This window comes from Dysgonomonas sp. PF1-14, assembly GCF_029892965.1.
Classification (GTDB): domain Bacteria; phylum Bacteroidota; class Bacteroidia; order Bacteroidales; family Dysgonomonadaceae; genus Dysgonomonas.
This window is the reverse complement of sequence record NZ_JARXWN010000008.1, coordinates 18,533-44,235: the sequence shown is the minus strand read 5'-3', so window position 1 is coordinate 44,235 and position 25,703 is coordinate 18,533. Positions and strand designations below refer to the sequence as shown.

The window sequence follows — 25,703 nt, the reverse complement described above, 5'->3', positions numbered from 1 at the left end:
TAGTTACACCTTTTCCCAAAACTTCCCCGTAAATTAGCCGTTAATAGTATCTATTTAATGCTCACTAAATTTTATTAACCATGAAGATACACGAATATCAAGCTAAAAATCTGTTCTCGTCTTATGGTATCCCTGTCGAAAAATATGTGCTGTGCAACGTTGCCGCTGAGGCAGCAAAAGCCTATGACGACATGGCGATGGAACGGGTAGTAGTAAAAGCACAGGTGCTTACCGGAGGTCGCGGTAAAGCCGGAGGAGTAAAACTAGCAAAGAATAGGGAAGACGTAGCCCGACATGCCGAAACCATTCTGGGCATGGCCATTAAAGAATTTCCCGTAACGAAAGTAATCGTCAGCGAAGCCGTCAATATTGGCTCAGAGTATTATGTGAGCTATGTAATAGACCGCAATACCAAATCGGTGATACTGATGATGAGTGCCGAAGGAGGTATGGATATAGAAGAAGTAGCCGAGAAGACACCCGAAAAGATCTTCAAATTTCCGATAGATCCGCTCATCGGGATACCCGACTATCTGGCGCGCAAGTTTGCCTTCGAACTCTTCAAAGACGCAGCACAGGTAAATCAGATGGCTGCCATTCTGCAAAAGCTCTACAAACTGTTTGTAGACAAAGATGCCTCGCTTGCCGAGATCAATCCGCTGGTACTGACCAACGAAGGTAACCTCATCGCCATAGATGCCAAGATGACCTTCGACGACAATGCCCTCTATCGCCAACCTCAGATACACGCATTGTTTGAACCCACCGAAGCCGAAAAAACAGAAGCTTATGCCAAAGAAAAAGGATTCAGCTTTGTACACCTCGATGGCGAGATAGGCTGCATGGTAAACGGCGCAGGGCTGGCAATGGCTACTATGGACATGATAAAATTATATGGTGGCACACCTGCCAATTTCCTCGATATAGGCGGTAGCTCTAACCCCAACAAGGTAATAGATGCTATGACGCTTTTGCTCAAAGACCCGAAAGTAAAAGTAGTGTTGATCAATATATTCGGCGGCATAACCCGTTGCGACGATGTGGCTTCGGGTTTGCTCACCGCCTTCGAACAACTGAAGACCGATATGCCTGTGGTGGTACGCCTTACAGGTACGAATGAAAAGGAAGGGCGTGAAATGCTGAAAGGAACACATTTTCGCGTAGCTGAGACTATGGGAGAAGCAGTGCGTATGGCAGTTACGGCCCCCTAATCCCCCAAGGGGGATTTTAGGTTTATCTTGTAATTTGTTTAACAATTAAAATACTCTCTCATACAAAACCTCCCCTTGGGGAGGCATGGAGGGGCTAAATATAATATCATGAGCATACTAATAAACGAATCCACACGACTTATAGTACAGGGAATCACCGGACGCGACGGCGGTTTCCATACACAGAAAATGAAAGCATACGGCACCAACGTAGTAGGTGGCACGTCACCCGGTAAGGGCGGCACCGAAGTGCTTGGCATACCCGTATTCAATACCGTTTACGAAGCCGTAGAAAAGACACAGGCAAATACCTCCATCATATTCGTTCCCGCACGCTTTGCCGCAGATGCTATCAAGGAAGCTGCCGATGCAGGTATCGGGCTGATTATCTGTATTTCGGAAGGGATGCCTACACTCGATGTGATCGACGCATACCGCTTCGTGCAGATGAAAGGCGCCATGCTGATAGGCCCTAACTGTCCCGGACTGATGTCGCCCGGAAAAAGCCTTGTTGGTATTCTGCCCGCACAGATATTCAAGCAGGGAAATATCGGCGTTATCAGCCGTAGCGGTACACTCACATACGAGGTGGTCTATCATCTGACTGCCAACGGAATGGGGCAATCATCCGCCATCGGCATGGGCGGCGATCCTGTAGTGGGGCTGTATTTCCGCGAATTGCTGGAAATGCTGCAAAACGATCCAGAGACAGAAGCCATCGTTATGATAGGCGAGATAGGGGGTAATGCCGAAGAACAGGCTGCCGAATATGTGAAGAATCATGTAACCAAGCCCGTTGTAGGATTTATTGCCGGACAGGCAGCGCCTCCCGGAAAGCAAATGGGACACGCAGGAGCTATTATTTCGGGTGGTGGAGGCACAGCTGCCGAGAAGATCGCCGCTATGGAAGCCGCAGGCATAAAAGTGGCGAAAGAGCCGTCTGAAATACCGGCAATGCTGAAAGCTGCAATGAAATAATGAAGTAGTTCGATTAAGATATATATTCGATTAGATACAACTACTGATCCATGCAATAACAAACAAGGGAGCGCAATAGCACTCCCTTGTTTGTTTTATGTTAGCTAATTTACATTATTGCAGTATGCAGATCTTTTGTTTTTTTCTTCTTGTTTTCATAAAACAGCTTACGCTCGCGCCGGATAAGTATTTCCATTATTGTTGCTGCCAGACAGTACAGCAGGAAGGGAACGACCAGAAAGTAAGGTGCATGTTCGCCTAAGTTGAAATTACCGATCGAGATAATAAGCAGATATGCTAAAAATGCAATATATGATATCCGGTATATAGTCCTATATTTTTTATATATTTCCATTGTGCCTGATATTAAAATGTTAGAAACTACAAGAATATAAATTCTTTCATTGTGGTCAGATGTGCAGTTCTTTCATACGCAAGCCTTTCTTTAGTAGTATTTGATTCATAAACATAATTCTTAAATTTATGATTTCCAAATTTTTACCAAATCTTAAGGATTGATTCTGCTCATCCCTGTCCTATTCCCGCTCTTCGTACACAAATTTCACCTCAGAGGGCTTCACTTTATAGGTGCGGGCACACTCGCGGCGAAAGGCTTCGATATCGGCTACCTCAATATTTACCTTCAGCTTGGAGATTCCTGTTATTCTGATCTCTTTTACAATATACATAAACCTGTTTTTTTTTAAGATACCTATCTTACTTCTTTATACTTATTCACCAGTTTCTGATTGCTGCGCAGGTCTTTCAGTATCTTAGATACAATGCGCTGTATGCTGTGTGCCTGTATGTGTGTTATCTCAGCCAGCGTATGGTAATTTACAGCGGGCTTGAGGCTGATGTACATCTTGAACAGTTCGAATTCGTGCCTGTCGTAGTAGCGGTGCACGTAATCGAATACTTCGTTTTCGAGCATCAACTGCTGGCGCTCGCGCTCGTGCGGATTGCCATGATGGGCTTCCAGATTGGCAAACGGCGGCATCGACACATAGCGGTCTTCAGCTATTTTGTTCTGTATGTAGTTTGTATAATACGATCGGTAGTAGTAAGCTTTATAATCTTTGATAGATAATCCTGCATACAGTATCTTTTCATATATTCGTATGTATGTCTCATTGAATACATCTTCGTTGTAGGCTTCCTTATATACCAGATAATTGATAATTTCCTGCATGCCCTCTTCAAACCAGTCGTTGAATTGCTGTGCCATTTTGCGATGAGCAGGCTTCGGTTCGGGCATATTGCCTTTTCCGCGTTTCAGATACTTTTTCCCTTTGTTGTTTCCATTGCTGTTTCCCAGTCTCATATTTTTTTTGTTTTTTTAAATGATTTATGTCAGCCCCTTAAATCCCCCAAGGGGGACTTTAAAGTAAACCGCGAAAATTACTTTTTTTTACTCTCTCTGAGTTCCTCCCCAAGGGGAGGTTAGGTGGGGCTATTATCCCCTCAGGCTTTCTCCCTCAAACAACACACGCTGTGTTGTCGATTTAATGCGGTCGAGCACCCGGTCGCCGTATCGTTTTCTGACTTCTCCCACTGTAAGGTTTGTAGATACTATCAGTAGTTTGTTTTGCTTTTCGGCGGCATCTATTACTTCGGCAAAGGCCTGACGGCGGTTGCCATACACATTGCTCACTTCCTCCGTACCGACATCGTCTATGCAGATAATGTGGCGGGTAAGCACATAGTCGATCCGGCTGTTCATCTCGTTGGTGTCGAATACCGACACTACCCTCTGGCAATAGCCGAGTAGTATGGCAGGCAGTACATAGCGGCAAAGAAGGCTTTTGCCACGCCCGCAGTTCCCGAAAAGGAACAAGCCCCTGCCTTTATTATCAGTCAGCCAGCCTGCAATGTGGGCATATTCGGGCAGCCACTTCATCTCACGTCCTTCCTGCGACAAGAAGTAGTTGAGACCCGCCTGTAAGACTGCCTCAGCATCGGGTATGGCTATCTTTATTTTAGGCTCGGGCAGCATAATTTTGTGGCTGCGCATATCAGCGGCTATAGATTCAAAAGTTTTCATACGATTTGCTGTTGTCGTGATCTGCCGAGTTATGTTTCGATGCCGGTTGCTTCTTTTCCCACACACGCACTGCCGCACGCCAGTCGCGCATTTTGTTGCGGCCTATCATCCAGCCTTTCGACTGGTAGAAATCGAAGAAAACTCCGGCATCTATACCGTTTTGCCTCTCGTTGCAGTAAATGGATATTTCTTCAACGGTAGGCGTATTCAAAATTTCTTTTTCCTTTTTTTCTTCCTTCTTGTCTTGTTTTGTATTGTCTTTAGTATAGGTACAGGGTAGCGTGTAGTCCAGTGTGTACGACACTGTATCGGTCAGTGTAGCACTATGTGTATCTTTTACTGTATCCTGCAAGATACACAACAAGGTGTATTGGGCAGGACGGGTCTTTGCCGTACCTTCTTTAAATTTGATAAGCCCCAGTTGCTGAAGCCTGTTGCGGCGGCTGGTAAAGGCATTTCGGTTTATACCCAAAATAGCGCATATTATCTCTGTGGATTGATTGAAAGGATTTTTCCAGTTGAGCCGGTTGCATCTGTGCACCAGATAGTTATACAAGTCGTGCTCGTGTACCGAAATAATGCCTTGTTCTCTCAATTCCCATGCGCTGTTTATAATATCTATATAGGTCATATTTGTTTTTGCTTTACAACACACAGACCGGAATTGAGTCGCATCTGCTCCTCGAATGTTGTTTCTGTGTGAGCGAGCTATAGTTGCGGACGAAAGATATTTCGCCCCTGCAATTATAACTCATAATTACAATTCATCCCATCTGTCGGCAAGTACATGATGCGCCTGACAACCCGATTCCTTGCCATTGCGGTTGTAGTCGTTGAGGATAGCCCGCAGGCGCGACGTAAATACGGCGGTATCTTCGTAAAGTAAGTCCCAGTCGCTGTCGAGCACTTCGGATATGCGGAGGTTGACTACATCCATGTATGTATCGAATTGTGCACAGATACGCATATCGTCTATCACATCATCGAAGTCTGCCACATCTCCTCTGTCCGAATCGTAAAGGTGTGCGGCAACCATGTCTATTATCTTTCCCATTTGTTTTTCGTTGCAATAGCAGTCAATCTTTAATGCGCCCATATTTTTCTGATTTTTAATAATTTAGTTACTGAATATTTCTTATGTTTACCTATAGATAATTTTCTTTGAAAATCATAAAAAATGATTTATATTTGTTATCACTGATTTAGTATCAGGAGAATTAATATAGTTCAAATTTAGACTATTTCGCTGAATAATAAAAATATTTGAACTATATAATTCATATTTGAACCATATTTAGAATGGATATAAATTAGATATTACCGCAAAGCAATACAGATAAGCGAATATGTATAAATATGCTTCACAAGCAATAAATAGTAAATATGTAATAAACTGTATTATAGCAATATAGCCTACGTAAAACAAAACATTTTATTTTTCTGTACCACTATTCTATTTCTATATTATTGCATTGTATTGAGTAATAAGGGGATTTGTTTTTTAAGAGGTATTATGAAATATTGCCCTTTTTTATGGTTCAATAATTAACCAATGAAAAAAGTGCGGTAAAGAATATTATATTATGAATATAGAAGATTTCAGAAATTATTGTCTCTCGATAAAAGGCGCAACCGAAAGCTGTCCGTTTCTGGACAAGAACATATTGGTGCTGAAAGTAATGGATAAGATGTTTACCTATATAAACCTCGTACCCAAAGACGGGCAATTCAGAGCCAGCATGAAATGCGATCCGGAGAAAGCTAACGAGTTGCGCGAACGTTATCAGGGTATTACGCATGGCGATCATACGAAGTCAAGCAATTGGAATGCTGTATATCTGAAGAGTGATGTACCCGACAGCCTTATCAAAGAACTGATATTGCATTCGCTGGAAGAGGTTATTAATAAACTGCCAAAAAAACGGCGTGAAGAGTACAAAAGTTTGCAGAAATAAAGAATAAGCCTTTCGATAATCAAAAACAGTTACTAAAACTTTAGATATACTGGCAGCAATTTGTAAGATCAACAAGAATAATATATAAATATTTAGTAATTTTAGACCTGAGATGTAAAACAATAAGGGATAAGAGGTATACCTTTAGAAACACAAGAATGAAACTAGCAAAAAATAAACTGAACAGAGATTTTATAGCGATTCTCTACCAACACTATCCTCAACTGAAGGATTTGGCAAATTTTCTTATTGACGTCCTCGATATGGGCAAGGAATCGGTTTACCGGAGGTTGAGAAACGAGGTCGCATTTTCTTTCGACGAAATAGCTGCCATCGCACTGGCGCTGAATGTATCGCTGGACAAGTTTATCGGCAGCAATACTAACAGGGTTTATCTGGAAATGCAGATGCATGAGATAAAAGAGCACGAAGAGCTATATGTCGAAATAATAAGCAGCAATATACGGTCGATACAAAAAATGTCTGACCAGAATGCATTAGGAGTATATTCTGCCCTCAACAGGCTTCCGTTCGGATACACGCTGGCAGGCAAGAAATATGCTAAGTTTTACTATTACAAGTGGCTGTATCACACCCTGAAGGGAGCGATGAAGACCAATTTCAGCGATTTTATACTTCCGGCATCGATACAAAATATTCAGGAAGAATTTATAAAAGTGAGCAACAGCACCAAGTGCGAGATGAGTATAATTTTCGATGAAAATATTTTCCTTTATTCGATCAGAGAATTTAACTATTTCCGCAAAAGAGGGCTGATAAACGATGAAGATACGCAACAAATACAGGCAGAGTTGAACCGGATAGTGGAAGCAATGGAATATTCTACACGAACAGGAGAAAACGGGCTCGGAGCAAATATACGCATATATCTGTCGCTTGTGGATGTAGAGCCTAACGTCTCATATGTCAGCTATCCCGAGCCGGAATTGTGCACGTTCAATATATGGTCGCCTGCGGGAGATATAGTGACAACGACAAATCCTGAGTTTTGCCGCCGCCAAAAGGAGTGGCTAGACTCGATGGCCCGATATACCACGCTGATTACCCAGTGCAACGAAAAGGAACAGATAGAATTTTTCAACAAGCAACGCGAGTATATCGCAAATATGACGAATAATTTATAAAGCAGGGTATGTCATTTGTCAGAGTATCAATTGCCACGACTTGAAAGTGGAGGCAATAAAATATACTGATAATAAGCCACACCTCAGCCGAAAGCGGCACATTAGTCCTTCAACCATTTTTTTACTACAGCCGGATTGCCTACTGCCACACAGTTGGCAGGGATATCTTTGGTGACTACGCTGCCTGCGCCTATCACCGTATTGTCACCGATGGTGACGCCGGGCATAATGTTTACTCCTGCACCTATCCACACATTGTTGCCGATGGTTATAGGATAGGCGTATTCGAGCCCTTTGATGCGCTGTTCTACATCGAGCGGATGACCGGCAGTGTATATGCCTACATTGGGTGCGATGAATGCGTTGTCGCCGATGCGTACTTTTGCCCCGTCGAGGATTACAAGGTTTACATTCGAATAGAAATTTTCTCCTATTTCTATATTATAACCATAGTCGCAATGGAAAGGCGGAGTGATGATATAATTTTCGCCTGTCTTGCCCAACAACGTTTTCAGCAGGCGGTTGCGATCATCTTTGCGGCGCGGGTGCAGGCGGTTGTATTCGTAGAGTATATCATCTGCTTTTGCACGGTCTTCGAGTATTTCCTCATCATAGTTGGCATCGTACAACAGCCCTTTGGCTGCTTTCTCTTTTTCGGTCATATTCTTTTTGTTTAGATTTCATTTGTGCTAAGATAAGGATATAATTATAAATTATGAGTTATGCGAAACACCGTTTCTATATACTCTTGTCTTCAAATACTGATTCACATGAGTTTGAATTATGAACTCGAAACAATGTGGGAGCGTAATGCTTTCGCCTACAGATTATAGAAACGGGCAGACACACAGGTCAGCTCCTACAGCAGGACTAATAACATTCGTAACTCATAATTTATAATTGGCTCTGCCGATTGCTTCGCAATTCATAATTATATCTATTATCTTTGACGTAAACTTCATAACTGACCGAAAAATGATTGAAATAGCACAAATAACCCACGTAGATGAAGATGTAACCGAAGCTTTTGCCCGCCTTATGCCTCAGCTGGCACCCGACGGCAAAGTACCGGACAGGGAATATCTGCAAAAAATAGCCGGTACGGAAAACACATATCTGTTTGCGGCTTACACGCCCGATATTGCGGGTACGTTGACGCTGATAGTCACTTACATACCTACAGGTGCAAAAGCATGGATAGAAGATGTAGTGGTAGACAGCAATGCACGCGGGCAGAATATAGGGGAAAGACTGGTGCGCCATGCCATAGCTTTTGCCGGAAGCATGGGCGTAACGAGCATAAACCTGACATCGAGCCCCGAGCGTGTGGCTGCCAACAGGCTTTATCAGAAGATAGGCTTTGTACGGCGCGAAACGAATGTGTACAGGCTAACAATCAGTTAACTTCCTTCACCAGCAGTTCTTCGTTAGCTATACGCGCTACAAAGTAAGGGTTCGTACGGTTTCGGTGCTTCATAATGATGATAAAGGGCTTGTCGAAGACGAGGTTTTTGGGTTTTTGTTCTTCAAAAGAGAGCACAGCAGATACTGATTTAACCTCAACAGATGCATAACTCTCCACAGCAGCACCCGATTCATTCAGCACAAACTTGGTAGTTTGACGGGCAGTTACAACATTGTACTCCTGTACTACTACTTTAAAATTCTGCCCTTCTATATTGCCGTAATTAGTCTCCAGATTGAAACTGATAACGGGTATAGACAGTTTGTCCATACTTGTTATAAAATGCTTCCAGATATTCACAGTGTCTTGCCTGCCTGTTTTTATCAGCAAATTTATCTGAGAATAAGCATCGGACAGAGATTGTATGCTGTCGATACCTTTGGCAAGGATTATTTCATGCCCTTCTTCCTTGGGGCGCAGCGATATCACAAAAAGGCTGTCACTCCGGTAATGAAGCATGCTGATGTTTTTTGCCACATCTTCCTGATAATCATACATACCGAAAGCCCTCACCTGTGAATCGCCGAATAGCAACGGCTTCTCCGCTTTTTGAAATTCTGTGCCGAAAAACAGGGACTTCTTGAAAGAGGCGCTAGTTGCTATCTTATCTTCTTCTACCTCCACTGTCGTCTTGTATTCTCCCTTGTCCAGTGCTTCCAGAAATGATGTGGAGGTATTCAGCACATCAAAGTCCGATAGCGAGTCGGCAGTGTATTCTATCGGTTGTCCCGTTACTTTCCGCACTTCGTCCCAAGCAAAAAGCAAGGTAGGTGTATATATAACATTCTCATTCGCACCAACAGGGCTTTCCAATGCAGGCACAAATACGGTCTGTTCCATATCGCCCAGATTGGTAAGCAGCGAGTAGTTTTCCATGCTGTTGCGATCGCTACAGGCAGCCAGTATACAGATAATAAAAAGCAGTGGTGATTTTTTCATCGTGTAGAGAGCTAAAGTTCAGGTATCAAATGTAAAGCAAAAATTTATCTTCCACAAATATGGTATTTTGATTAATTATGCGAATCAGTATTTGAGATTGTATTGAATAAACGTTCTATTAAATACAACAACAGACTTACTTATCCTATAAAACATTATCTTTACAGTTTGCTTAATATTAGAAACTATGCTGAAAAAAGATACTCTTGATTTCCTTGTAGCATTGCAGGGTAACAACAACCGCGAATGGTTTACCGAAAACAAAAAATGGTATGAACGTGCCCGTGCAGATTTCGAAATACTCGTGGGGCAACTCATTCAGTCCATCGCCATGTTCGATTCGGAAATAGGACTGCTCAATCCGAAGAAATGTATGTTCCGCATATACAGAGACACCCGCTTTGCTGCGGATAAAACACCTTACAAGACCAATTTTGGTGCCGTATTCCGCCCGCATATCGCAGGCAGGCTATCGGGCTACTACCTGCACCTGTCACCCGAAGAGATATTTATCTCATACGGACAATATATGCTAATGCCCGACCAGTTGAAGAAGATGCGGCGCGGTATCTACAATGATTTTGAGATGCTCGAAGAGATTATAAAAGAGAAAAAATTCAAGAAAGAAATAGGTGATCTCTACCGCGATGAGGATATGTTGCAACGTGTGCCCAATGGGTTCGACAAAAATCATCCTGCTGCCGAATACCTGAAATTAAAACACTTTTATGCACTGAAACCTGTCACCCAAGAGCAGCTGTTCAGCGACGATTTTGTTGCTTTCGCAACCGATATGTACAAGATAATGCAACCGTTGGGAAGGTTTCTCGATGATATATTGGAGGAAGATATATAAATTGAATGCTTTTCTGTAATAGATTTAGAGCCTGTTTAAATTTTATTCGTTTAGGTTTTCAGAACTATTTTTGGAATGATTTTTTCTTATCTGAAGCGCGAATAGCGAGCTATTCAAGCTGAAGAAAGAATAAAAAAATAAAGCACGAACTTCACAGCCCGTGCTTTGCAAACTAACACTTTAATAAAAACAACACATAGTATTATTCCAAGATTATCTTATTATTCTTTTACACAGCGCACAGAATTAGCTTGCGCTTTCAGCGCGCGCCTGTCTCTCAGGTTTATTTCGTGTACACCGAAAAACAGACAATAAGCATTCGTGGAATTGTCTGTTATTTCACTCGTCCAGTAATATCCTACTTTACCACTTATCTTAGAATTACCACTGGTTGCCTCCCTGAATCCGGCTGAAGGGTAAAAACCGTTGTCGTAGCCGTCTTTATCCCAGTTGAGGCCGCCTTCTTCCACTGCGCGGTACTTTAAGTCTTCCGACAGCCCGCTCCACACACTTCGGTTTTTTGGTACACGCCATCCTCTCGGGCAGGGGTCTACTATGCCCTTTTCTCCTCCTCTATCCCAGAAGTTGATATTACTGTTCGCCCAGTTACCGTTAGCAGTATAATAGGTCATCGGATTTTCAACAGAGTTTGGCCTGTTGTCCCCAGACGGAGCTGCTATTTTTTCAAGTGAGACTTCATTGTTTTCTATATCGTATAATTTTCGTTCCACATCGTTCACTTCTAGGCTGGAAGTTCCCGGGAACGGATCTTTACGCCCCCACTGGTAGTTCATCCCTCCGGTAAGTATATTGTTTTTTCCGGTGTATAAGGCACCCAAATTACGATCCATAAACGTAACGCCGTTGTGCTCTCTGTAAGCACCCTCTTCTTCCGGATCATAGTTTGTTATCCATATATGCCAGCTCCATTTTACAACACCATTTATGAGTATGCCTACTACGGCATTGCCATCCACATCGTAAGTCTCTATCTTCACCTTAGAGTCCTTCCCTTTGTCTCCGCCATATAGCTCTACGCTTTTTATCAGGTTTTGTTTACTCTGCCACAGCAATTTTGTCGTCAGTTTTCCTACCAGATCGCTTTCTTCCGGATCGAGCACCTGCTTCCATGTCGCATATCCCTTCATCACAGGTATAATCAGAGGGTGTCCCTGTTGCAGCAGATAAGAGTTAGGCAGTGTCAGGTTCAGAGGGTCGTCTATGTTTGAGTTGTACAACCCGTCATCGGGTGTCTGGGGGGGATCGGGTTCTGTCACATTGGTAGAGATAACGTTTACCCATCGTTCGCCGTCCCAGAAATAAATACCGGGAACTATATCGGGAGGTAGCACTACTACATTATATACCATCGTACCCACGCTTTCACGTTTGTAGTTCTGGTACTCATTATCGGCAGGATCGACAAAGGGTTCTAATGTATATATGTCTTTGAGAGCTACACGAGGCAGTATAAAGCCTCCGGTGGTACTGGTAATATTATCTTCATCGGATTCCTGATCTTTGAGTTGGAGCAGTCCGGTCTTGCTGGGAGCAGCTCCCATACCTATTGTGACCTGAGAGATGAGTGGAGTTGAGTAAAAAATCGCAATTAAAAAATATACCAGAACGAATAAGATTTTTCTTGTTAATGTTCTCATTTTGTTTGTCTTTGTTGTCTTGTGTAATTAACTGTTTACTCGCTTTTTTATTAAAAATTATTAGTTACGAGAGTGATTCATCGAATGAACTATGCAAAGTTAATACTGACTATGTAAAATTGTCTACATTGTGACAATTTATTTAGATTTATTACTATACGTATAAACTTTATAACATTTTAAAAGTGTTTTTCACATAGATATTCGCTATATATCAATTCTAAATAGTATATTTATGAGAAATTTTACAAACTGTACGAGTAATGTATAGCCACAAACTATACATGATGAATCAATACACAATAATAAATGGATAAAAAATTAACACAAAAAGATAGAATTTTAGAGTTTCTGGAAAGTCTGGCTATATCGAAAAACAAATTTTATACTCAAACCGGTATTGCCAACGGCACTTTGGATAAAAAAAGCGGGATAACCGGCGATACTATCGTGAAAATTCATAACGCATATCCCGACCTGAGCCTGGAATGGCTTATAACAGGTGAAGGAGAAATGTTAAAATCTTCGTCATTCAACATTTACAGCGATCTGGGATCGATACGCGACCAGTATGCAGCTGTGGCAAATGTAGATCCGGCAACAATCAACGACGATCGCCTGATCAGAATGGAATCTCCTCTCGAGTTTATTCCTATCTTCACCTATAAAGAGTTACATCACTGCGAGGGCTATCTGTCTATTCCGAAACTGAATACATGCGACGGATCGGGCTATGTGAAAACTGACAGTATGTACCCACTGATAAAGCCGGGAGATATTGTGTGCTACAAAACGGCAAATAATACAAAGCATATACATTGGGGCGAAATGTACATTTTGTATGTAATAATAGACGGGGAAGAGTACCTGACAATTAAAAATCTGGAACGGTCTCAGCTAGGTGATGACTATGTATGCCTCACAGGGCAGAATCCGAAATATCATCCGAAAGACATTCCTGCTGCAAACATACAGTGGAAAGCGCTGATTAAGGCACATGTAAGCTACAACTCGATTATGTGATTTTCATGCGATGAATCTACTCACACAGGCAGCGTTAGCGATATAAAATAGAATACGGGAGGCTAATCTTCATTAAAGCCTCCCGCATTATTATATTATTATCCGGATATTTTAGCTATTGAAATGGTACAGGAAGATAACTGTTTCTTCCAGTGCATTTTTAGGGCTGTCTTTTATCTCCAACACCACTTTCAGCTCAGCTTTGGCTATGCCTCTGAGATTAACGAGCGAAGCCAGTTTCACCCTCAGGCGTACTTCGCTGTCGACTACTACCGGCTGGTTGAATTTTAGCTTTTCGATACCGTAGTTTATCAGCATTTTTATATTATTCACTTCTATAATCTGATCCCAGAGGTATGGCAGTACCGATACCATCAGATAACCATGTGCAATGGTGTTTTTAAATGGGCTTTCTACCTTTGCACGCTCCGGGTCGGTATGTATCCATTGATAGTCGAGAGTGGCTTCTGCAAATAAATTGATACGTTCTTGTGTGATTTTCAGATAATCAGACGTTCCTAATTCCTGACCTACGCATTTTTCAAAATCTTCGTAGGAATTAATAATAAGCTTGCTCATAAAAAAGTTAATTAACAAATCCTAGTGTAAATATATTCATATTAGCTGATATAACAAAATAAACAAGTGAGTATTGGGATGCACAGCTAGTTTTTTCACGAAAAATTAACGGGAATGTGAATTATTATTAAAAATTTATTAAAAAACATTTATTCTATCTAGTTTACTCTTTTTTGAAGACATTAATTTTGTTTTATTAAGTACTTTTGTTCGCTGAAATTAAAAAGTCCAGATTTATAAACAATTAGGTTGATACAAACATTTATTTAATACTTGATTATGAATAAGAAAATCTTTTACTTAGTGCTGTCAATCATGTCTTTAGGCTTTTTTACAGCCTGTGACGACAAGCCACTAAACTCTGAAGCGGAGATGAAGTTTATAGCATTTGACACACCATCTGTGATAGGGCTTCCTAAGATGGAAGGTACAAATGTTACTTTCTATGTAGCTTATAGTACTACAGACGAAGAATTAAAGGAAATGGTTCCCACAATTATACTATCCACAGGAGCTACTGTATCTCCCGAATCGGGCAGTAAAGTAGATTTTACAGGAGGTACTGTGAAGTTTACTGTGACATCACAAGACTGGATGCACTCTACAGAATACAATGTAACGTACAAAAGAGCTGCAAACCCTGATGCAGAAATTCTGGGAATGAGTTTCTCCGACGAGGTCGTAGTAACACAGCCGGAAATAGATGGTACGGATATAACTTTCTATGTAGATTTCTATGCTACTGACGAGCAGCTGAAAGAACTTACACCTGATATTACCGTTTCGCCACAGGCTACAGTTACGCCTGCATCGGGCAGCAAAGTAGACTTCTCGGGTGGTGCTGTTAAATTTACAGTGAATGCGGGAGATGGAAAAGGCAAGACCGAATACAACGTTATATGTAAAAAGGCACCAAGCCCTGAAACTTCAATATCGAGCTTCAGCGTATCGGGGGCAGCTGTAGTAATAGATGCTGTAATGGACGGATCTAATATCTATTTCTATGTAGATCCGAATGCAACAGCAGCACAACTTAAAGATATAATCCCTATTATCACACTATCGGAAAATGCTACTGTATCTCCAGCATCGGGTACTAAGGTAGACTTTAGCGGCGGCACAGTTAAATTCACAGTTACAGCCGAAGATGGTGTTACTAAGACTGAGTATGATGTGACAGCAAGAAAAGCTACAATTGCAAAATATGGATTTGAAAACTGGTCACTGTCCGGAGATTCTCAAGCATTAAAATATCAAATAACTGAAGGATGGGCAAGCTCTAATGATGCTGTGAAGCTTATAAAATTGCTTTCAGGTATGACTGGTTATACAGGTGGCTATCCAATAAACCCTACAGAAGATAAGCGATCGGGAAATTATGCAGCAGAAATATATTCTTTAGACACTAAAGGGAAAATGCTTTTCGGAAATCAGATTCCTAAAGTTACTGCAGGGACAATGTTTCTTGGGAGCTTCATTACAAATTCGACAGATCATTTGGCCAGTACTAAATTCGGCATTTTGTTTGACAAGAAGCCTTTGAAAGTTAGAGGATATTATAAATACAAAGCCGGCACTGAATTTTATAACAATCTGGAACTTGATACTACAGGGAAAAAAGATGGAATGTCTGTCTCAGCTGTACTTTATGAAGTAGAGAATGATACAGATATACTTACAGGACATGATATCTATACCTCTGAAAAGATTGTAGCAAAAGCTATCATGACCAATGATGAAGAAAAAAATGAGTTTTCTCCTTTCGAAATAACACTTGATTATAGTGGAAAAACCTATGATTCTTCAAAGAAATACAAATTCACTGTTATTTTCTCATCCAGCAAAGATGGAATAAAATATGATGGAGCCATTGGAAGCAGACTCGTTATCGATGATGTAGAAATTATCTCCGAATAATAAACAGCACAATCCAACATACCAAAAAACCGCAGGCAATCCGCCTGCGGTTTTTTCTTTCTATAAACTTTTCTCTTTCATCGACTGTTAACTATAAAGAAACCGTTAATACAGTACACAATGGATAGACGCGAAGAACTGGAAAATGAAATAGAGCTTGTAAGAAAGCGGATAGAAGACGCTCCGGCAGATACTCCGAAAGAGATACTGGAGCTGTACGATAAAGAGCTTGACAGTTTATCTTTCGAACTCAACAATCTGTACGATGACGATGAGATTGAGTTTCCGAGCTAGTCTTGGTTGAAACAATCTTTTGCTTTTATACAAAAAAGGGAGAACCGTAAGTCCTCCCCTGTATCTTTATTCGTCGTCTAATACTTTTATCCATTTCAGGAATTTAGTGTTCTTCTCCTCATTATTCAGCAACCATGTTTCAGCCTCAGGCGAAAACTCTCCGCTTATATAATAGCAAAACGCCTCTACATTCCCCGAATCGTACAATCGGCTAAAGAAAGGTATGTAAAACTTCCACCACAAACTATTCTTAGTGTCGAGGCTCTTACCATCAGCTTTACGGTTTTCCAACGATTCTTTCAGTGAACTAAACAATGTTTCCGTATTTTTTACAAACAATTGCATTTCGGTCTTATCCTTATTTATCTCAGTAGTATTGGCAGCTATCATCAAAGGCAAAATCATCTCTGTAGTGGAAAATTCTGACTTAAAGCTGTTCGGATCGAGACTGATTGTAATCTTATTTTCCCCTGTTTTGGACACATTCCCGTTAAGCAATTGCTGCAAAAGGCCATAAACATCCATTGCCCTGCTGCCTCGTGGTTCGAGCATCAGAAAATAATAAAAACTCAACAAAGGCTGTATCTTGTTATTCATATTGGCTTCCGAATAGCCTGTATATAAATGACTGCTCCCGTGAAATGGATTCAGGCCGATCCCTTTCTCAAAAATCGGAACGGCTTTCGGATATTCTTTCATGCCATAGTACACAAGCGCCCAGTTGAAGTACAGGAGATAGTGCGGACTGAATTTTTTTTCAGCCTTTTCGAATACTTTCAGTGCATCCTTCGGCTTACCCAGATAGTTAAGGCACGAACCTTTGTTCATATAAGCCGCCATTGCCTTGTCACCGCCTACCTTTATGGCTTTGTCTGAGTATTTTATGGCATTGTTGTAATCTTTGGTATGCATATATGTCATTGCTATCTCATAATTGACAAGATATGAATCGGGAGCAATGTCCAACGCTTTCTTATACATACCTATCGCCCGCTCATAGTCGCCTGCATCGTGGTAGAGGATACCTTCTTTGATGAGGTCTGTAACTTCCTGTGAATCCTGAGCCTGTAAAGAAAATGCAGACAACAAGAATAATAAAAGGAATAACTGTTTCATAGTGTCAGAAGATTAAAGTTTACAATAGACAACACAAGGTACAAAATATATCTAAATATATTATATATGGTGAATCTGAAATTGAATTAGAGCCTGTTTAAATTTTATTCGTTTAGGTTTTCAGCACTATTTTTGGAATGATTTTTTCTTATCTGAAATGCGAATAGCGGGCTATTCAAGCTGAAGAAAGGGGAAAATCGGACAAAAAGAGACTGAAAATGAACGAAAAAAGAACGATAACAAAATGTTTTGGTAAAATTTAAACAGGCTCTTAAGTTATGTGTTCATCTGCCGGTGCGGGCGTCTTGATACGTATCTTATCCAAAGAGCAAGTCGTCCTTTTGCAGCACAACACACAGACCGGAATTGAGCTGTATCCGCTGAACGCTGCCAAATATTTCGCTCTTAATGTTTTGTAAATACGACTGCTTTTTGTAGTTTTGTACACGAATATTATACCTACTTCGATGTAATCAGCGACATTCTTTCCACATAGGGCTTTATTTTCAGCTTGCCGACATGCGCAGGCAGAGAGAAAATTATATACATTATTTTCCGATCCACAGCCCTGCAAATCAAACCTTAGTTTACTTACATCTTAATTTTTTTACTATTATGTCGATAATAGCAAAACAACTTGCATATATGCACCCTGATAAGGAGTCATTATTCTCAGATATAAGCTTTTCGGTCGCACAGGGAGAGAAAGTCGCATTAGTAGGCGACAATGGGGTTGGCAAATCTACACTGCTACAGATCACTGCTAATGTTCTTACGCCTTCGTCGGGTGAAATAGTTTTCCCGTCACCACCCTATTATATTCCACAGCATTTCGGTCAATACAGTCATTTTACAGTATCTCAGGCTTTGCAGATAGATGCTAAACTGAGTGCTTTGCGGGCTATACTGGCAGGCGATGCTGCGCCCGAAAACTTTACTGCACTAGACGATGACTGGACGATAGAAGAGCGTGCCACTGCTGCATTGTCTTCGTGGGGATTGGACTATATAACGCCCGATCACAGCCTGTCGACACTGAGTGGCGGAGAGAAGACACGCGTATTCCTTGCCGGAATAGCCATTCACGACCCTGACATCGTATTGATGGATGAGCCTACAAACCACCTCGATCACTTCAGCCGGAAAAAGCTGTACGACCTTATCCGTACATCGCGTGCCACAGTGATAGTTGTAAGCCACGACAGGACGTTGCTCAGTCAGCTATCGTCCATTTACGAAATGAGCCGCAGCGGTATGGCATATTATGCGGGCAATTACGAGTTTTACAAAGAGCAGAAGGAACTGGAAATAGAAGCTTTGCAGGGAAGGCTCGAAGATAAGGAAAAGGAGCTGCGACTGGCACGTAAGGTAGCACGCGAGACCGCCGAACGTAAACAGAAGCACGAAGCAAGAGGCAAGAAGCTGAATCAGAAGAAGGGAATCGGTAAAATGGCTATGGACACTAAGCAGGATATGGCCGAGAAAAGCGGCTCGAAACTGAAAGAAGTACATGCCGACAAGATGAAATCTATAGCCGACAATATAGCTGAATTACAAGCAACTCTGCCCGACCTGAAGTCTATGAAGACCGACTTTAATACATCGGGGCTGCATACAGGGAAGATACTGGTCACAGCGAAAGGAATTGATTATTCGTATGGCGAATCGCCATTATGGCAAACACCGTTAGATTTTCAGATAAAAAGCGGTGAGCGAATTGTGATAAGAGGGGGTAACGGATCGGGAAAAACCACTCTGCTACAACTGATTACAGGTAAGCTGAATCCTGTGCAGGGTGAATTGATAAGAAGTGAATTTTCGTATGTCTACCTCGATCAGGAATATTCGATGATAAACGACGAACTGACTGTGTTGCAACAGATGGAACAGTTTGCCGCAGGGATGCAGGATCACGGAATAAAGACGATACTCAACCGTTTCCTTTTTCCTTACGACACATGGGATAAGCCTTGCCGCGTACTTAGCGGCGGCGAAAAGATGAAGCTATCGCTATGCTGCCTGATGGTAAGTGCCAATACGCCCGACATGTTCATACTGGACGAACCGACCAATAATATCGACATACGAAACATAGAGATACTGACAGCTACAGTCCGCGATTATAAAGGTACGGTATTGGTTGTTTCGCACGATGAATATTTTATAGGGCAGATAGGAACGGATTATTCAATAGAGTTGTAGGGGGAGTTGCTGCTTCAGAGCTATATACATTTGCATTCAACGTATTGGTACCATTGCTATACACATCGTTACCAAAATACACACTTTGCGCAGCAGTCTCACAGTTGATAGCTGCTAAAGCCAAAATTGACATAAAAACAAATGAGATTCTTTTCATAATAGATTGTAATTTAGTTATTAATGCAAATCAGGGATTGAAATTATATATTTGTTTATTTTCTACTGTGCGCAATCACAGATTGCTTGCATTCCTTTTGGCCTAAGCCGCAAAAGGAATCAAAAAGTCTTTAGCGCCACGCTTTATAGGACGACCCGTTAAAGGGTTTAAAGGCTAAACCAAGAGTGGAAAGTAGAAAATAGAGAAGAAAGAATAAAAATAAGATCCGAAGAATAATCAGAAACAGTTATATGAAATATTTTCGGTCAAATTTAAACAGGCTCTAAATACTGATAGATCAAAAATCGAAAACAAGAGAGGCTGCAAAACTTGCAGCCTCTCTTCTCAGTAATATAACAGATATATAAATCTAATTATTTAGCTTGTTCCAACTGTAATGTTACAGTCGGTTGATCGCATACCTCTTTCGGCCCGAAATACTGGATAGGACCCGGATAGATAAACTCCGTACCGATAGCCCAAGCTTCGCGGTTTGCCTGTAGGTATTTGAATGGTGCACCATCGAGCTTAACCAAAGCTTTCTGTATCACCGGTTTCATTTCGCCATGACGGCGTTCCATGTTCATCATCATCGTTACCGGAACACCTCCTGCAATCCACTGGTCAGACGAAGCAGTAGTATTACGTACCGATGACATATACCCTGTCTTGCCTGCACCGATAAGCGCAGCAGCAGTGTAGCCCAACGAGTAGCAATAGTCTGCATCGTAGTTAGACGGAGCAGCACAACGTCCTTCATATCCGAAGAAGTGTACCTGCGATGCAAATTTTCCTTTATATTGTCCTGCTGCTTTCATTTCGTCAAGCTTGTTACCCACCATTTCAGCAAGCAGTTTTTCGGTTTCGATAAGTGACACCTGTACATTGCCGTGAGGGTCACGATCCAGTGTCAACTGACGAGCAACGCCCGAAGGAAGGCTGGCATATACTTTCGAGTTTTCAGCCGACAGATTTTTCTTTATATAATCCAATTGATCTTCTTTCGGTACAGCGTTGAATTCTTCCTGATGATGAGCCAGAAATTCGTTCAGTTCCGAAATCAGGACTTTCATTGCCGGAATAAATTCGATCAATCCTTCCGGAATAAGTACAGTACCATAATTATCACCATTGTCGGCACGTCTCGAAACAGCTTTTGCTATATCTGTTACAATATCGTCGAGCGATAGTTTTTTAGCTTCTACCTCTTCCGAGATGATACAGATATTCGGTTGTACCTGTAGGGCACACTCAAGGGCGATGTGAGAAGCCGAGCGTCCCATCAGTTTGATGAAGTGCCAGTATTTACGGGCTGAGTTACAGTCGCGTTGGATATTACCGATAACTTCGGCATATACCTTACACGCTGTATCGAACCCGAATGATGTCTCTATCATTTCGTTTTTCAGGTCACCGTCTATCGTTTTAGGGCAACCGATAACCTGTACACCTGCGTTTATAGACTGATAGTATTCAGCCAATACACACGCATTTGTATTAGAGTCGTCACCGCCGATAATTACAAGCGCTTTGATATCGAGCTGTTTCAATATCTGAAGCCCTTTGTCAAACTGTTCTTTAGTTTCCAGTTTTGTGCGTCCCGAGCCGATAATATCAAAACCGCCGGTATTGCGGTATTCATCTATAATATCGGATGTCAGTTCTTTATAATCGTGGTCGATCAGCCCGCCGGGTCCCATAAGGAAACCAAACAGACGGCTGTCTTTGTGCATGTCTTTTATTCCGTCGAAGAGGCCTGCTATTACATTGTGTCCGCCGGGAGCTTGTCCGCCCGATAAGATAACACCTACGTTTATAGCCGGATAGTCAGCTCTCTGCGAAGCTTCAACAAATTTCAGTGTCGGCATACCGTATGTATTCGGAAAAAGTTTCTTCACTTCTTCCTGATCGGCCACAGACTGTGTAGCGGCACCTTCTTCAACTTTCACAAAACCATACAATGCTTTAGGCATCTTAGGTTTATAAGCAGCTCTTGCAATTTGTAATGCGCTCTTTTTCATTTTATTTTCCTGATTTATATATAGTTATAATATTATTCCTCAAAAGGCATGCAAATTTCGTCATTTTTTTTGATATATAAAAAACTAACAGTATATATCTTCCTTTTTTTACACATTTTCTTCTCTTATTCAATCACAGTCATTTCACTTTCATGCTTTTACTTACGCTTTTCTTTTATATAATTTCTTATCCTTTCTTTTTGAACAATATAGGCGTAACTTAAAATATCATTTTGATACATAAATGGCAATCTTAAACCGAATAAAGGGTGGACACTATCCAATTTAAGGATAATTAACCTGAGATTGCTTACATTTTGTCATTAAAAATTTTAAAATCGCCATTTTCCATCGTACATTTGCAGTATCAAAAATAAAACTTAAAAAAATACGATCATGAAGGCTAAATTTTTCTTTTCTCTACTTGCTGTACTTTTCTTATCTACAGCCACTTATGCCAATACACCGGAAACGATAGTATTGAGCAATATCGAACAGACCGAAGAAGGCTGCGTAAAAGAGTTTTTGTATTGCGACAAAAACACAAATGCACCTCTGAACAAGACAACCTACCGCTACGATGCCGAAGGCCGCATAATGGACAAGGCCACATATAAATGGGATAGCGTAAAAGGCTGGACTGGCATTCAGAAATATGCATATGAATACGACGCGAACAATCTGCCTGTACCATCTATTGTAAAGTGGAATAAAAAGGCTAACAACTGGGATAATACAGGAAAATAAAGTATCCGAAGTATCCGATAAAAGCACAACTGAGAGGGAATGTTCCGAAAAGGAGCATTCCTTTCTTTTTTTTGCAAAAAACAGTTAAAATAACATTTATCTTGTACTTTAAAGAATAAAGATGCTTAATTAGTAACAATGTATTCCTTACATTTGCAGACATTTTAAGAATTGCCTATGAAATCCAGATTATTATTCATCATCAGCATCATTGTACTTGGAGCTACTTCGTGCATTAAGGATGAGCCTCTTAACAGAGAAACCGACATTGAGTCTTTCATTATAAAAGACAATAGTTATGTAGACACAGATATCAGAAACAAAGAAGTATTCGTGTACGTAACCGATGAGATCAACATGGCATCAGTCGCCCCCGAAATTGAAGTAACCGAAGGCGCAACCATATCACCCGAATCGGGAAGCACTCAGGACTTCTCTAAAGGATCGATAACATATACCGTAGTATCTCAGGACGGAAACTACTCTAAAGACTATGCTGTAACTGTCGTCAGACTGTCTTCTTTGAATCTTGTTTTCGATTTTGAAAACTGGAAAAAAACAGAAGAATATTACGACTTACAGGTAAAGACTGAAGAAGAAATCCTTGTAAAACTATGGGATTCGGGCAATCCGGGCATTGCATTCGTTAACAAAGGAAAAGACTTCCCGACTGCACCTACCACAGATTCGCACACAGGTACTTATGCCGCTAAACTGGAAACACTGAAGGGCAATGTAAGCATCGGTAATATAAAGATACCTATTTTCAGCGGATCATTGTTTTATGGCAGCTTCTCGCTGAAAGAAGGGATTGCCGAACCGCGCAAATGCCTCAGATTGGGGCGCATACACCCCGAAAAAGCAGGAATGCCTCTTACATTTACCGGATATTACAAATATAAGGTAGGTAAACCATACATCTACTTGGACGATAACAATAATGAGCAAAGCACAAACGATATTATTGACGAATTTTCTATCTATTCCGTATTGTACAAAGTTCCTAAAGGACAGGCATACAAGGTGTTTCTGGATGGGATAACCATCATGGATTCGGAAATGATAGTTGCACGTGCCGACTGGAAACCCGAGACTGCAAGCCAGACAGATACCCCAGCCGATAAGGGCTTTACCAAGTTTACCATCCCATTCAAATATAAACCGGGTGAAGAAGTATTAAATTATGCTGCTTTCGACTACAAACTGGTCATTATGTTTGCATCCAGTAAAGACGGTAACGAATACAAAGGCGGTGTAGGCAGTACGCTGATAGTAGACGATGTAGAAGTTATTTGCGATAAATAAGAATAATTAAAAAAGAAATATGAAAAATAAAATATTCATTATACTGGCAGCGTTCTTCGTACTGAGTACAGGCCTGAAAGCAGACGACAATCCCGAGAAGAAAAAAACGCTGGAATGGTACTTCAATCTGGGGCTCAGCATGGGAGGATCGATGCCTGTGCCACTGCCTGCCGAAGTAAGGAAAATAGACAGTTACAATCCTAAAATAAATCCGCGCATAGGGGTAAATACCATATACAACCTCAACAGTAAATGGGGAATATCGTCCGAACTATCATTGGGAATAAAAGGTATGCGTGTGACAGACCACGTCAAATATATGAAAACCAAAGTGCTGGTATCGGAAAAAGGCAGCCAGGAACAACGACAGGTAGATGGCTACTTTGTTGGTAAAAACATGACCAATGTAAACCTGCAATACCTTTCCCTATCGGTTTCGGGCGTGTACAACTTTAACGAAAAATGGGAAGTAAGAGCCGGTATATATGCAGCCAGTATTCTGAAATCGAAATTTACAGGAAATGTATCCGACGGTTACCTCAGAGACGGCGAGCCTAACGGACCTATCGTTACCATAGAGGCCGACAATCCGGCAACGTTCGACTTCAGCGACAATATGCGCGATTTCGATGCAGGATTTACCTTTATGGGTAAATACAAGATAAATGAACGTCTGGGTGTTTTTGTAGGATTCGACTGGGGACTGACCGATATTTTCTACAGAGACCAGAACCCGATACAATTTAAAATGCAGAACCTGTACGGATCGTTCGGCGTTTCTTACAGAATCAAATAATTCACTTTACATACAAACATGACACATATTACGACAGTTCTTTTCGATTTTGACGGTGTTGTTGCCAATACCGAACCTCAGTATGATGCTTTCTTCGACAAAGTAGGCGAAAAATATAATCTTGGTTTTAAAAGCTTTGCCGCTATGGTAAAGGGTGTTACTATGCCCAACATCATAGACAAATATTTGAAACATCTGCCAAAAGAAGAACTGGATACAATCATCAAAGATACCGAAGAATTTGAACGGAATATGCAATATCCTCCTGTAGATGGCGCTCTCGAATTTATACAATATCTGAAAGAGAACGGTTACAATATAGGCTTGGTTACCAGTTCGCAGGACTTCAAGATGAAGATAGCACTGGAGAAAATGAAACTTACAGGAGCTTTCGATACCGAAGTTACAGCCAACCGCATCACCGAAGGTAAGCCAAACCCGATGTGCTATCTGCTGGCAGCAAAAGACCTGAACGTATCGCCTGACGAATGTGCTGTATTCGAAGATTCGTTTTTCGGCATACAGGCAGGACTAGATGCAGGCATGCGTGTTATCGGATTATCGACAACCAACAGCGAAGCCGATCTGAAAAAAGTGATTGACAGGGTGATTCCCGACTTCGCCGATATGCGCAAAGTAGTGGGATTACTGAACTAAAGCTCTAATTGTCCGTTTCTGATCTTATACACAGCTATATGAGTATAAAATTGAAAGACAAACTATCTGTTCTGAAAATCAATCTGGTAATAGATTGTGCCGATGCAGGCATTCTGGCTGACTTCTACAACAAGCTTCTGGGCTGGGAATGGACACATCCGCGTGCTAACGGCTGGGCGGCTATCACTTCGCCGAACGGTACGGTAATTGCATTTCAGGAAATAGAAGACTATCAGCCACCCATATGGCCGCACCAAAAAGGGAAACAGGGGCAAATGCTTCATCTCGATATATATGTCGAAGATCTGGAAGAGGCTGTCCAATTTGCCGTAGAATGTGGGGCAAAGGTAGCCGATGAACAATATTTCAGAACATCGAGAACAATGATAGATCCTGCGGGACATCCGTTTTGCTTAGACACTGACGAATCGGAATAAATATTATAGATATCTGTAGGGGCGAATAAACATTCGCCCGATGTGTTTTATTTCGGGCGAAAGATATTTCGCCCCTACAGCATTGAACACGACAATAAATATTATGTATTACTTAGAGCCTGTTTAAATTTTACCAAAACATTTTGTTATCGTTCATTTTTCGTTCATTTTCAGTCTCTTTTTGTCCGATTTTCCCCTTTC

28 protein-coding genes are annotated in these 25,703 nt (G+C 41.3%); 15 read left to right on the top strand and 13 right to left on the bottom strand.

Annotated features, from left to right (window positions below):
* Positions 1–80: 80 nt before the first annotated feature.
* Both sucC and sucD read left to right on the top strand, forming a co-directional pair.
* A complete protein-coding gene (gene sucC / locus M2448_RS10945; RefSeq protein WP_280646903.1) occupies positions 81–1,211 on the top strand; it encodes an ADP-forming succinate--CoA ligase subunit beta in 1,131 nt (376 codons plus the stop codon).
* A gap of 108 nt (positions 1,212–1,319) precedes the next feature.
* Positions 1,320–2,189: a succinate--CoA ligase subunit alpha gene (gene sucD, locus M2448_RS10940; protein WP_280646904.1), complete on the top strand. Its 870-nt coding sequence runs from the start codon at positions 1,320–1,322 to the stop codon at positions 2,187–2,189.
* A 109-nt stretch (positions 2,190–2,298) separates the two neighbouring features.
* Here the strand turns inward: sucD and M2448_RS10935 are convergent, their stop codons facing one another.
* The 6 genes from M2448_RS10935 to M2448_RS10910 form a co-directional block, all read right to left on the bottom strand.
* Positions 2,299–2,544: a hypothetical protein gene (locus M2448_RS10935; RefSeq protein WP_280646905.1), complete on the bottom strand. Its 246-nt coding sequence runs from the start codon at positions 2,542–2,544 to the stop codon at positions 2,299–2,301.
* 181 nt (positions 2,545–2,725) lie between these two features.
* Positions 2,726–2,878 carry a hypothetical protein gene (locus M2448_RS10930; RefSeq protein ID WP_280646906.1) on the bottom strand — a complete coding sequence of 51 codons (153 nt, stop codon included), beginning with the start codon at positions 2,876–2,878 and terminating at the stop codon, positions 2,726–2,728.
* A 23-nt stretch (positions 2,879–2,901) separates the two neighbouring features.
* Positions 2,902–3,513 (bottom strand): hypothetical protein, encoded by a 612-nt coding sequence (locus M2448_RS10925; RefSeq protein ID WP_280646907.1) that lies wholly within the window; start codon positions 3,511–3,513, stop codon positions 2,902–2,904.
* A gap of 132 nt (positions 3,514–3,645) precedes the next feature.
* Positions 3,646–4,233, bottom strand: a complete 588-nt coding sequence (locus tag M2448_RS10920; protein WP_280646908.1) for a hypothetical protein — start codon at positions 4,231–4,233, stop codon at positions 3,646–3,648.
* Positions 4,220–4,864 carry a hypothetical protein gene (locus M2448_RS10915; RefSeq protein WP_280646909.1) on the bottom strand — a complete coding sequence of 215 codons (645 nt, stop codon included), beginning with the start codon at positions 4,862–4,864 and terminating at the stop codon, positions 4,220–4,222. The genes M2448_RS10920 and M2448_RS10915 overlap by 14 nt, the downstream gene beginning before the upstream one ends.
* A 126-nt stretch (positions 4,865–4,990) precedes the next feature.
* On the bottom strand, positions 4,991–5,329 hold the full coding sequence (locus tag M2448_RS10910; protein WP_280646910.1) for a hypothetical protein: 339 nt from the start codon (positions 5,327–5,329) through the stop codon (positions 4,991–4,993).
* Between the two features lie 487 nt (positions 5,330–5,816).
* Here M2448_RS10910 and M2448_RS10905 point away from each other — a divergent pair, with 487 nt between their 5' ends.
* The gene (locus M2448_RS10905) at positions 5,817–6,188 is read left to right on the top strand and encodes an MmcQ/YjbR family DNA-binding protein (RefSeq protein WP_280646911.1); all 372 of its coding nucleotides are present in this window, start codon (positions 5,817–5,819) and stop codon (positions 6,186–6,188) included.
* 158 nt (positions 6,189–6,346) lie between these two features.
* The gene (locus M2448_RS10900) at positions 6,347–7,333 is read left to right on the top strand and encodes a hypothetical protein (protein WP_280646912.1); all 987 of its coding nucleotides are present in this window, start codon (positions 6,347–6,349) and stop codon (positions 7,331–7,333) included.
* Positions 7,334–7,434: 101 nt separating this feature from the next.
* Here the strand turns inward: M2448_RS10900 and M2448_RS10895 are convergent, their stop codons facing one another.
* The gene (locus M2448_RS10895) at positions 7,435–7,995 is read right to left on the bottom strand and encodes a sugar O-acetyltransferase (protein WP_280646913.1); all 561 of its coding nucleotides are present in this window, start codon (positions 7,993–7,995) and stop codon (positions 7,435–7,437) included.
* A gap of 313 nt (positions 7,996–8,308) precedes the next feature.
* Between M2448_RS10895 and M2448_RS10890 the strand changes: the two genes are divergently transcribed.
* Positions 8,309–8,737, top strand: coding sequence for a GNAT family N-acetyltransferase (locus M2448_RS10890; RefSeq protein ID WP_280646914.1), 429 nt, complete (start codon positions 8,309–8,311; stop codon positions 8,735–8,737).
* Here the strand turns inward: M2448_RS10890 and M2448_RS10885 are convergent.
* Positions 8,730–9,737: a hypothetical protein gene (locus tag M2448_RS10885; protein WP_280646915.1), complete on the bottom strand. Its 1,008-nt coding sequence runs from the start codon at positions 9,735–9,737 to the stop codon at positions 8,730–8,732. The genes M2448_RS10890 and M2448_RS10885 overlap by 8 nt on opposite strands.
* Before the next feature lie 187 nt (positions 9,738–9,924).
* Between M2448_RS10885 and M2448_RS10880 the strand changes: the two genes are divergently transcribed.
* Positions 9,925–10,593, top strand: coding sequence for a DUF2461 domain-containing protein (locus M2448_RS10880; RefSeq protein WP_280646916.1), 669 nt, complete (start codon positions 9,925–9,927; stop codon positions 10,591–10,593).
* Positions 10,594–10,814: 221 nt separating this feature from the next.
* Here M2448_RS10880 and M2448_RS10875 read toward each other — a convergent pair whose 3' ends face one another.
* Positions 10,815–12,251 (bottom strand): FISUMP domain-containing protein, encoded by a 1,437-nt coding sequence (locus M2448_RS10875; RefSeq protein WP_280646917.1) that lies wholly within the window; start codon positions 12,249–12,251, stop codon positions 10,815–10,817.
* A 309-nt stretch (positions 12,252–12,560) separates the two neighbouring features.
* Here M2448_RS10875 and M2448_RS10870 point away from each other — a divergent pair, with 309 nt between their 5' ends.
* Positions 12,561–13,274 (top strand): LexA family transcriptional regulator, encoded by a 714-nt coding sequence (locus M2448_RS10870; RefSeq protein WP_280646918.1) that lies wholly within the window; start codon positions 12,561–12,563, stop codon positions 13,272–13,274.
* Between the two features lie 111 nt (positions 13,275–13,385).
* Here the strand turns inward: M2448_RS10870 and M2448_RS10865 are convergent, their stop codons facing one another.
* Entirely contained in the window at positions 13,386–13,853 is a 468-nt protein-coding gene (locus tag M2448_RS10865) for a MaoC family dehydratase (RefSeq protein WP_280646919.1), read from the bottom strand.
* Positions 13,854–14,132: 279 nt separating this feature from the next.
* Between M2448_RS10865 and M2448_RS10860 the strand changes: the two genes are divergently transcribed.
* Both M2448_RS10860 and M2448_RS10855 read left to right on the top strand, forming a co-directional pair.
* Entirely contained in the window at positions 14,133–15,770 is a 1,638-nt protein-coding gene (locus tag M2448_RS10860) for a PCMD domain-containing protein (RefSeq protein WP_280646920.1), read from the top strand.
* Positions 15,771–15,890: 120 nt separating this feature from the next.
* Entirely contained in the window at positions 15,891–16,064 is a 174-nt protein-coding gene (locus M2448_RS10855) for a hypothetical protein (protein ID WP_280646921.1), read from the top strand.
* Positions 16,065–16,130: 66 nt separating this feature from the next.
* Here the strand turns inward: M2448_RS10855 and M2448_RS10850 are convergent, their stop codons facing one another.
* Complete coding sequence (locus tag M2448_RS10850) at positions 16,131–17,180, bottom strand: tetratricopeptide repeat protein (protein WP_280646922.1); 1,050 nt, start codon at positions 17,178–17,180, stop codon at positions 16,131–16,133.
* Between the two features lie 615 nt (positions 17,181–17,795).
* On the opposite strand from M2448_RS10850, the gene abc-f reads away from it, so the two are divergent.
* Positions 17,796–19,382 carry a ribosomal protection-like ABC-F family protein gene (gene abc-f, locus M2448_RS10845; protein WP_280646923.1) on the top strand — a complete coding sequence of 529 codons (1,587 nt, stop codon included), beginning with the start codon at positions 17,796–17,798 and terminating at the stop codon, positions 19,380–19,382.
* On the opposite strand, the gene M2448_RS10840 is transcribed toward abc-f, so the two are convergent.
* Positions 19,342–19,539 (bottom strand): hypothetical protein, encoded by a 198-nt coding sequence (locus M2448_RS10840; RefSeq protein WP_280646924.1) that lies wholly within the window; start codon positions 19,537–19,539, stop codon positions 19,342–19,344. The two genes, abc-f and M2448_RS10840, sit on opposite strands and share 41 nt — an antisense overlap.
* Before the next feature lie 374 nt (positions 19,540–19,913).
* Positions 19,914–21,560 carry a diphosphate--fructose-6-phosphate 1-phosphotransferase gene (locus M2448_RS10835; RefSeq protein WP_280646925.1) on the bottom strand — a complete coding sequence of 549 codons (1,647 nt, stop codon included), beginning with the start codon at positions 21,558–21,560 and terminating at the stop codon, positions 19,914–19,916.
* A gap of 396 nt (positions 21,561–21,956) precedes the next feature.
* Between M2448_RS10835 and M2448_RS10830 the strand changes: the two genes are divergently transcribed.
* The 5 genes from M2448_RS10830 (at position 21,957) to M2448_RS10810 (ending at position 25,502) form a co-directional block, all read left to right on the top strand.
* Complete coding sequence (locus M2448_RS10830) at positions 21,957–22,307, top strand: DUF3836 domain-containing protein (RefSeq protein WP_280646926.1); 351 nt, start codon at positions 21,957–21,959, stop codon at positions 22,305–22,307.
* Positions 22,308–22,484: 177 nt separating this feature from the next.
* Positions 22,485–23,612: a PCMD domain-containing protein gene (locus M2448_RS10825; protein WP_280646927.1), complete on the top strand. Its 1,128-nt coding sequence runs from the start codon at positions 22,485–22,487 to the stop codon at positions 23,610–23,612.
* Between the two features lie 19 nt (positions 23,613–23,631).
* A complete protein-coding gene (locus M2448_RS10820; protein WP_280646928.1) occupies positions 23,632–24,408 on the top strand; it encodes a porin family protein in 777 nt (258 codons plus the stop codon).
* 18 nt (positions 24,409–24,426) lie between these two features.
* Entirely contained in the window at positions 24,427–25,065 is a 639-nt protein-coding gene (locus tag M2448_RS10815; protein ID WP_280646929.1) for an HAD family phosphatase, read from the top strand.
* 38 nt (positions 25,066–25,103) lie between these two features.
* Positions 25,104–25,502: a VOC family protein gene (locus tag M2448_RS10810; protein WP_280646930.1), complete on the top strand. Its 399-nt coding sequence runs from the start codon at positions 25,104–25,106 to the stop codon at positions 25,500–25,502.
* The last annotated feature ends 201 nt before the right edge of the window (positions 25,503–25,703 follow it).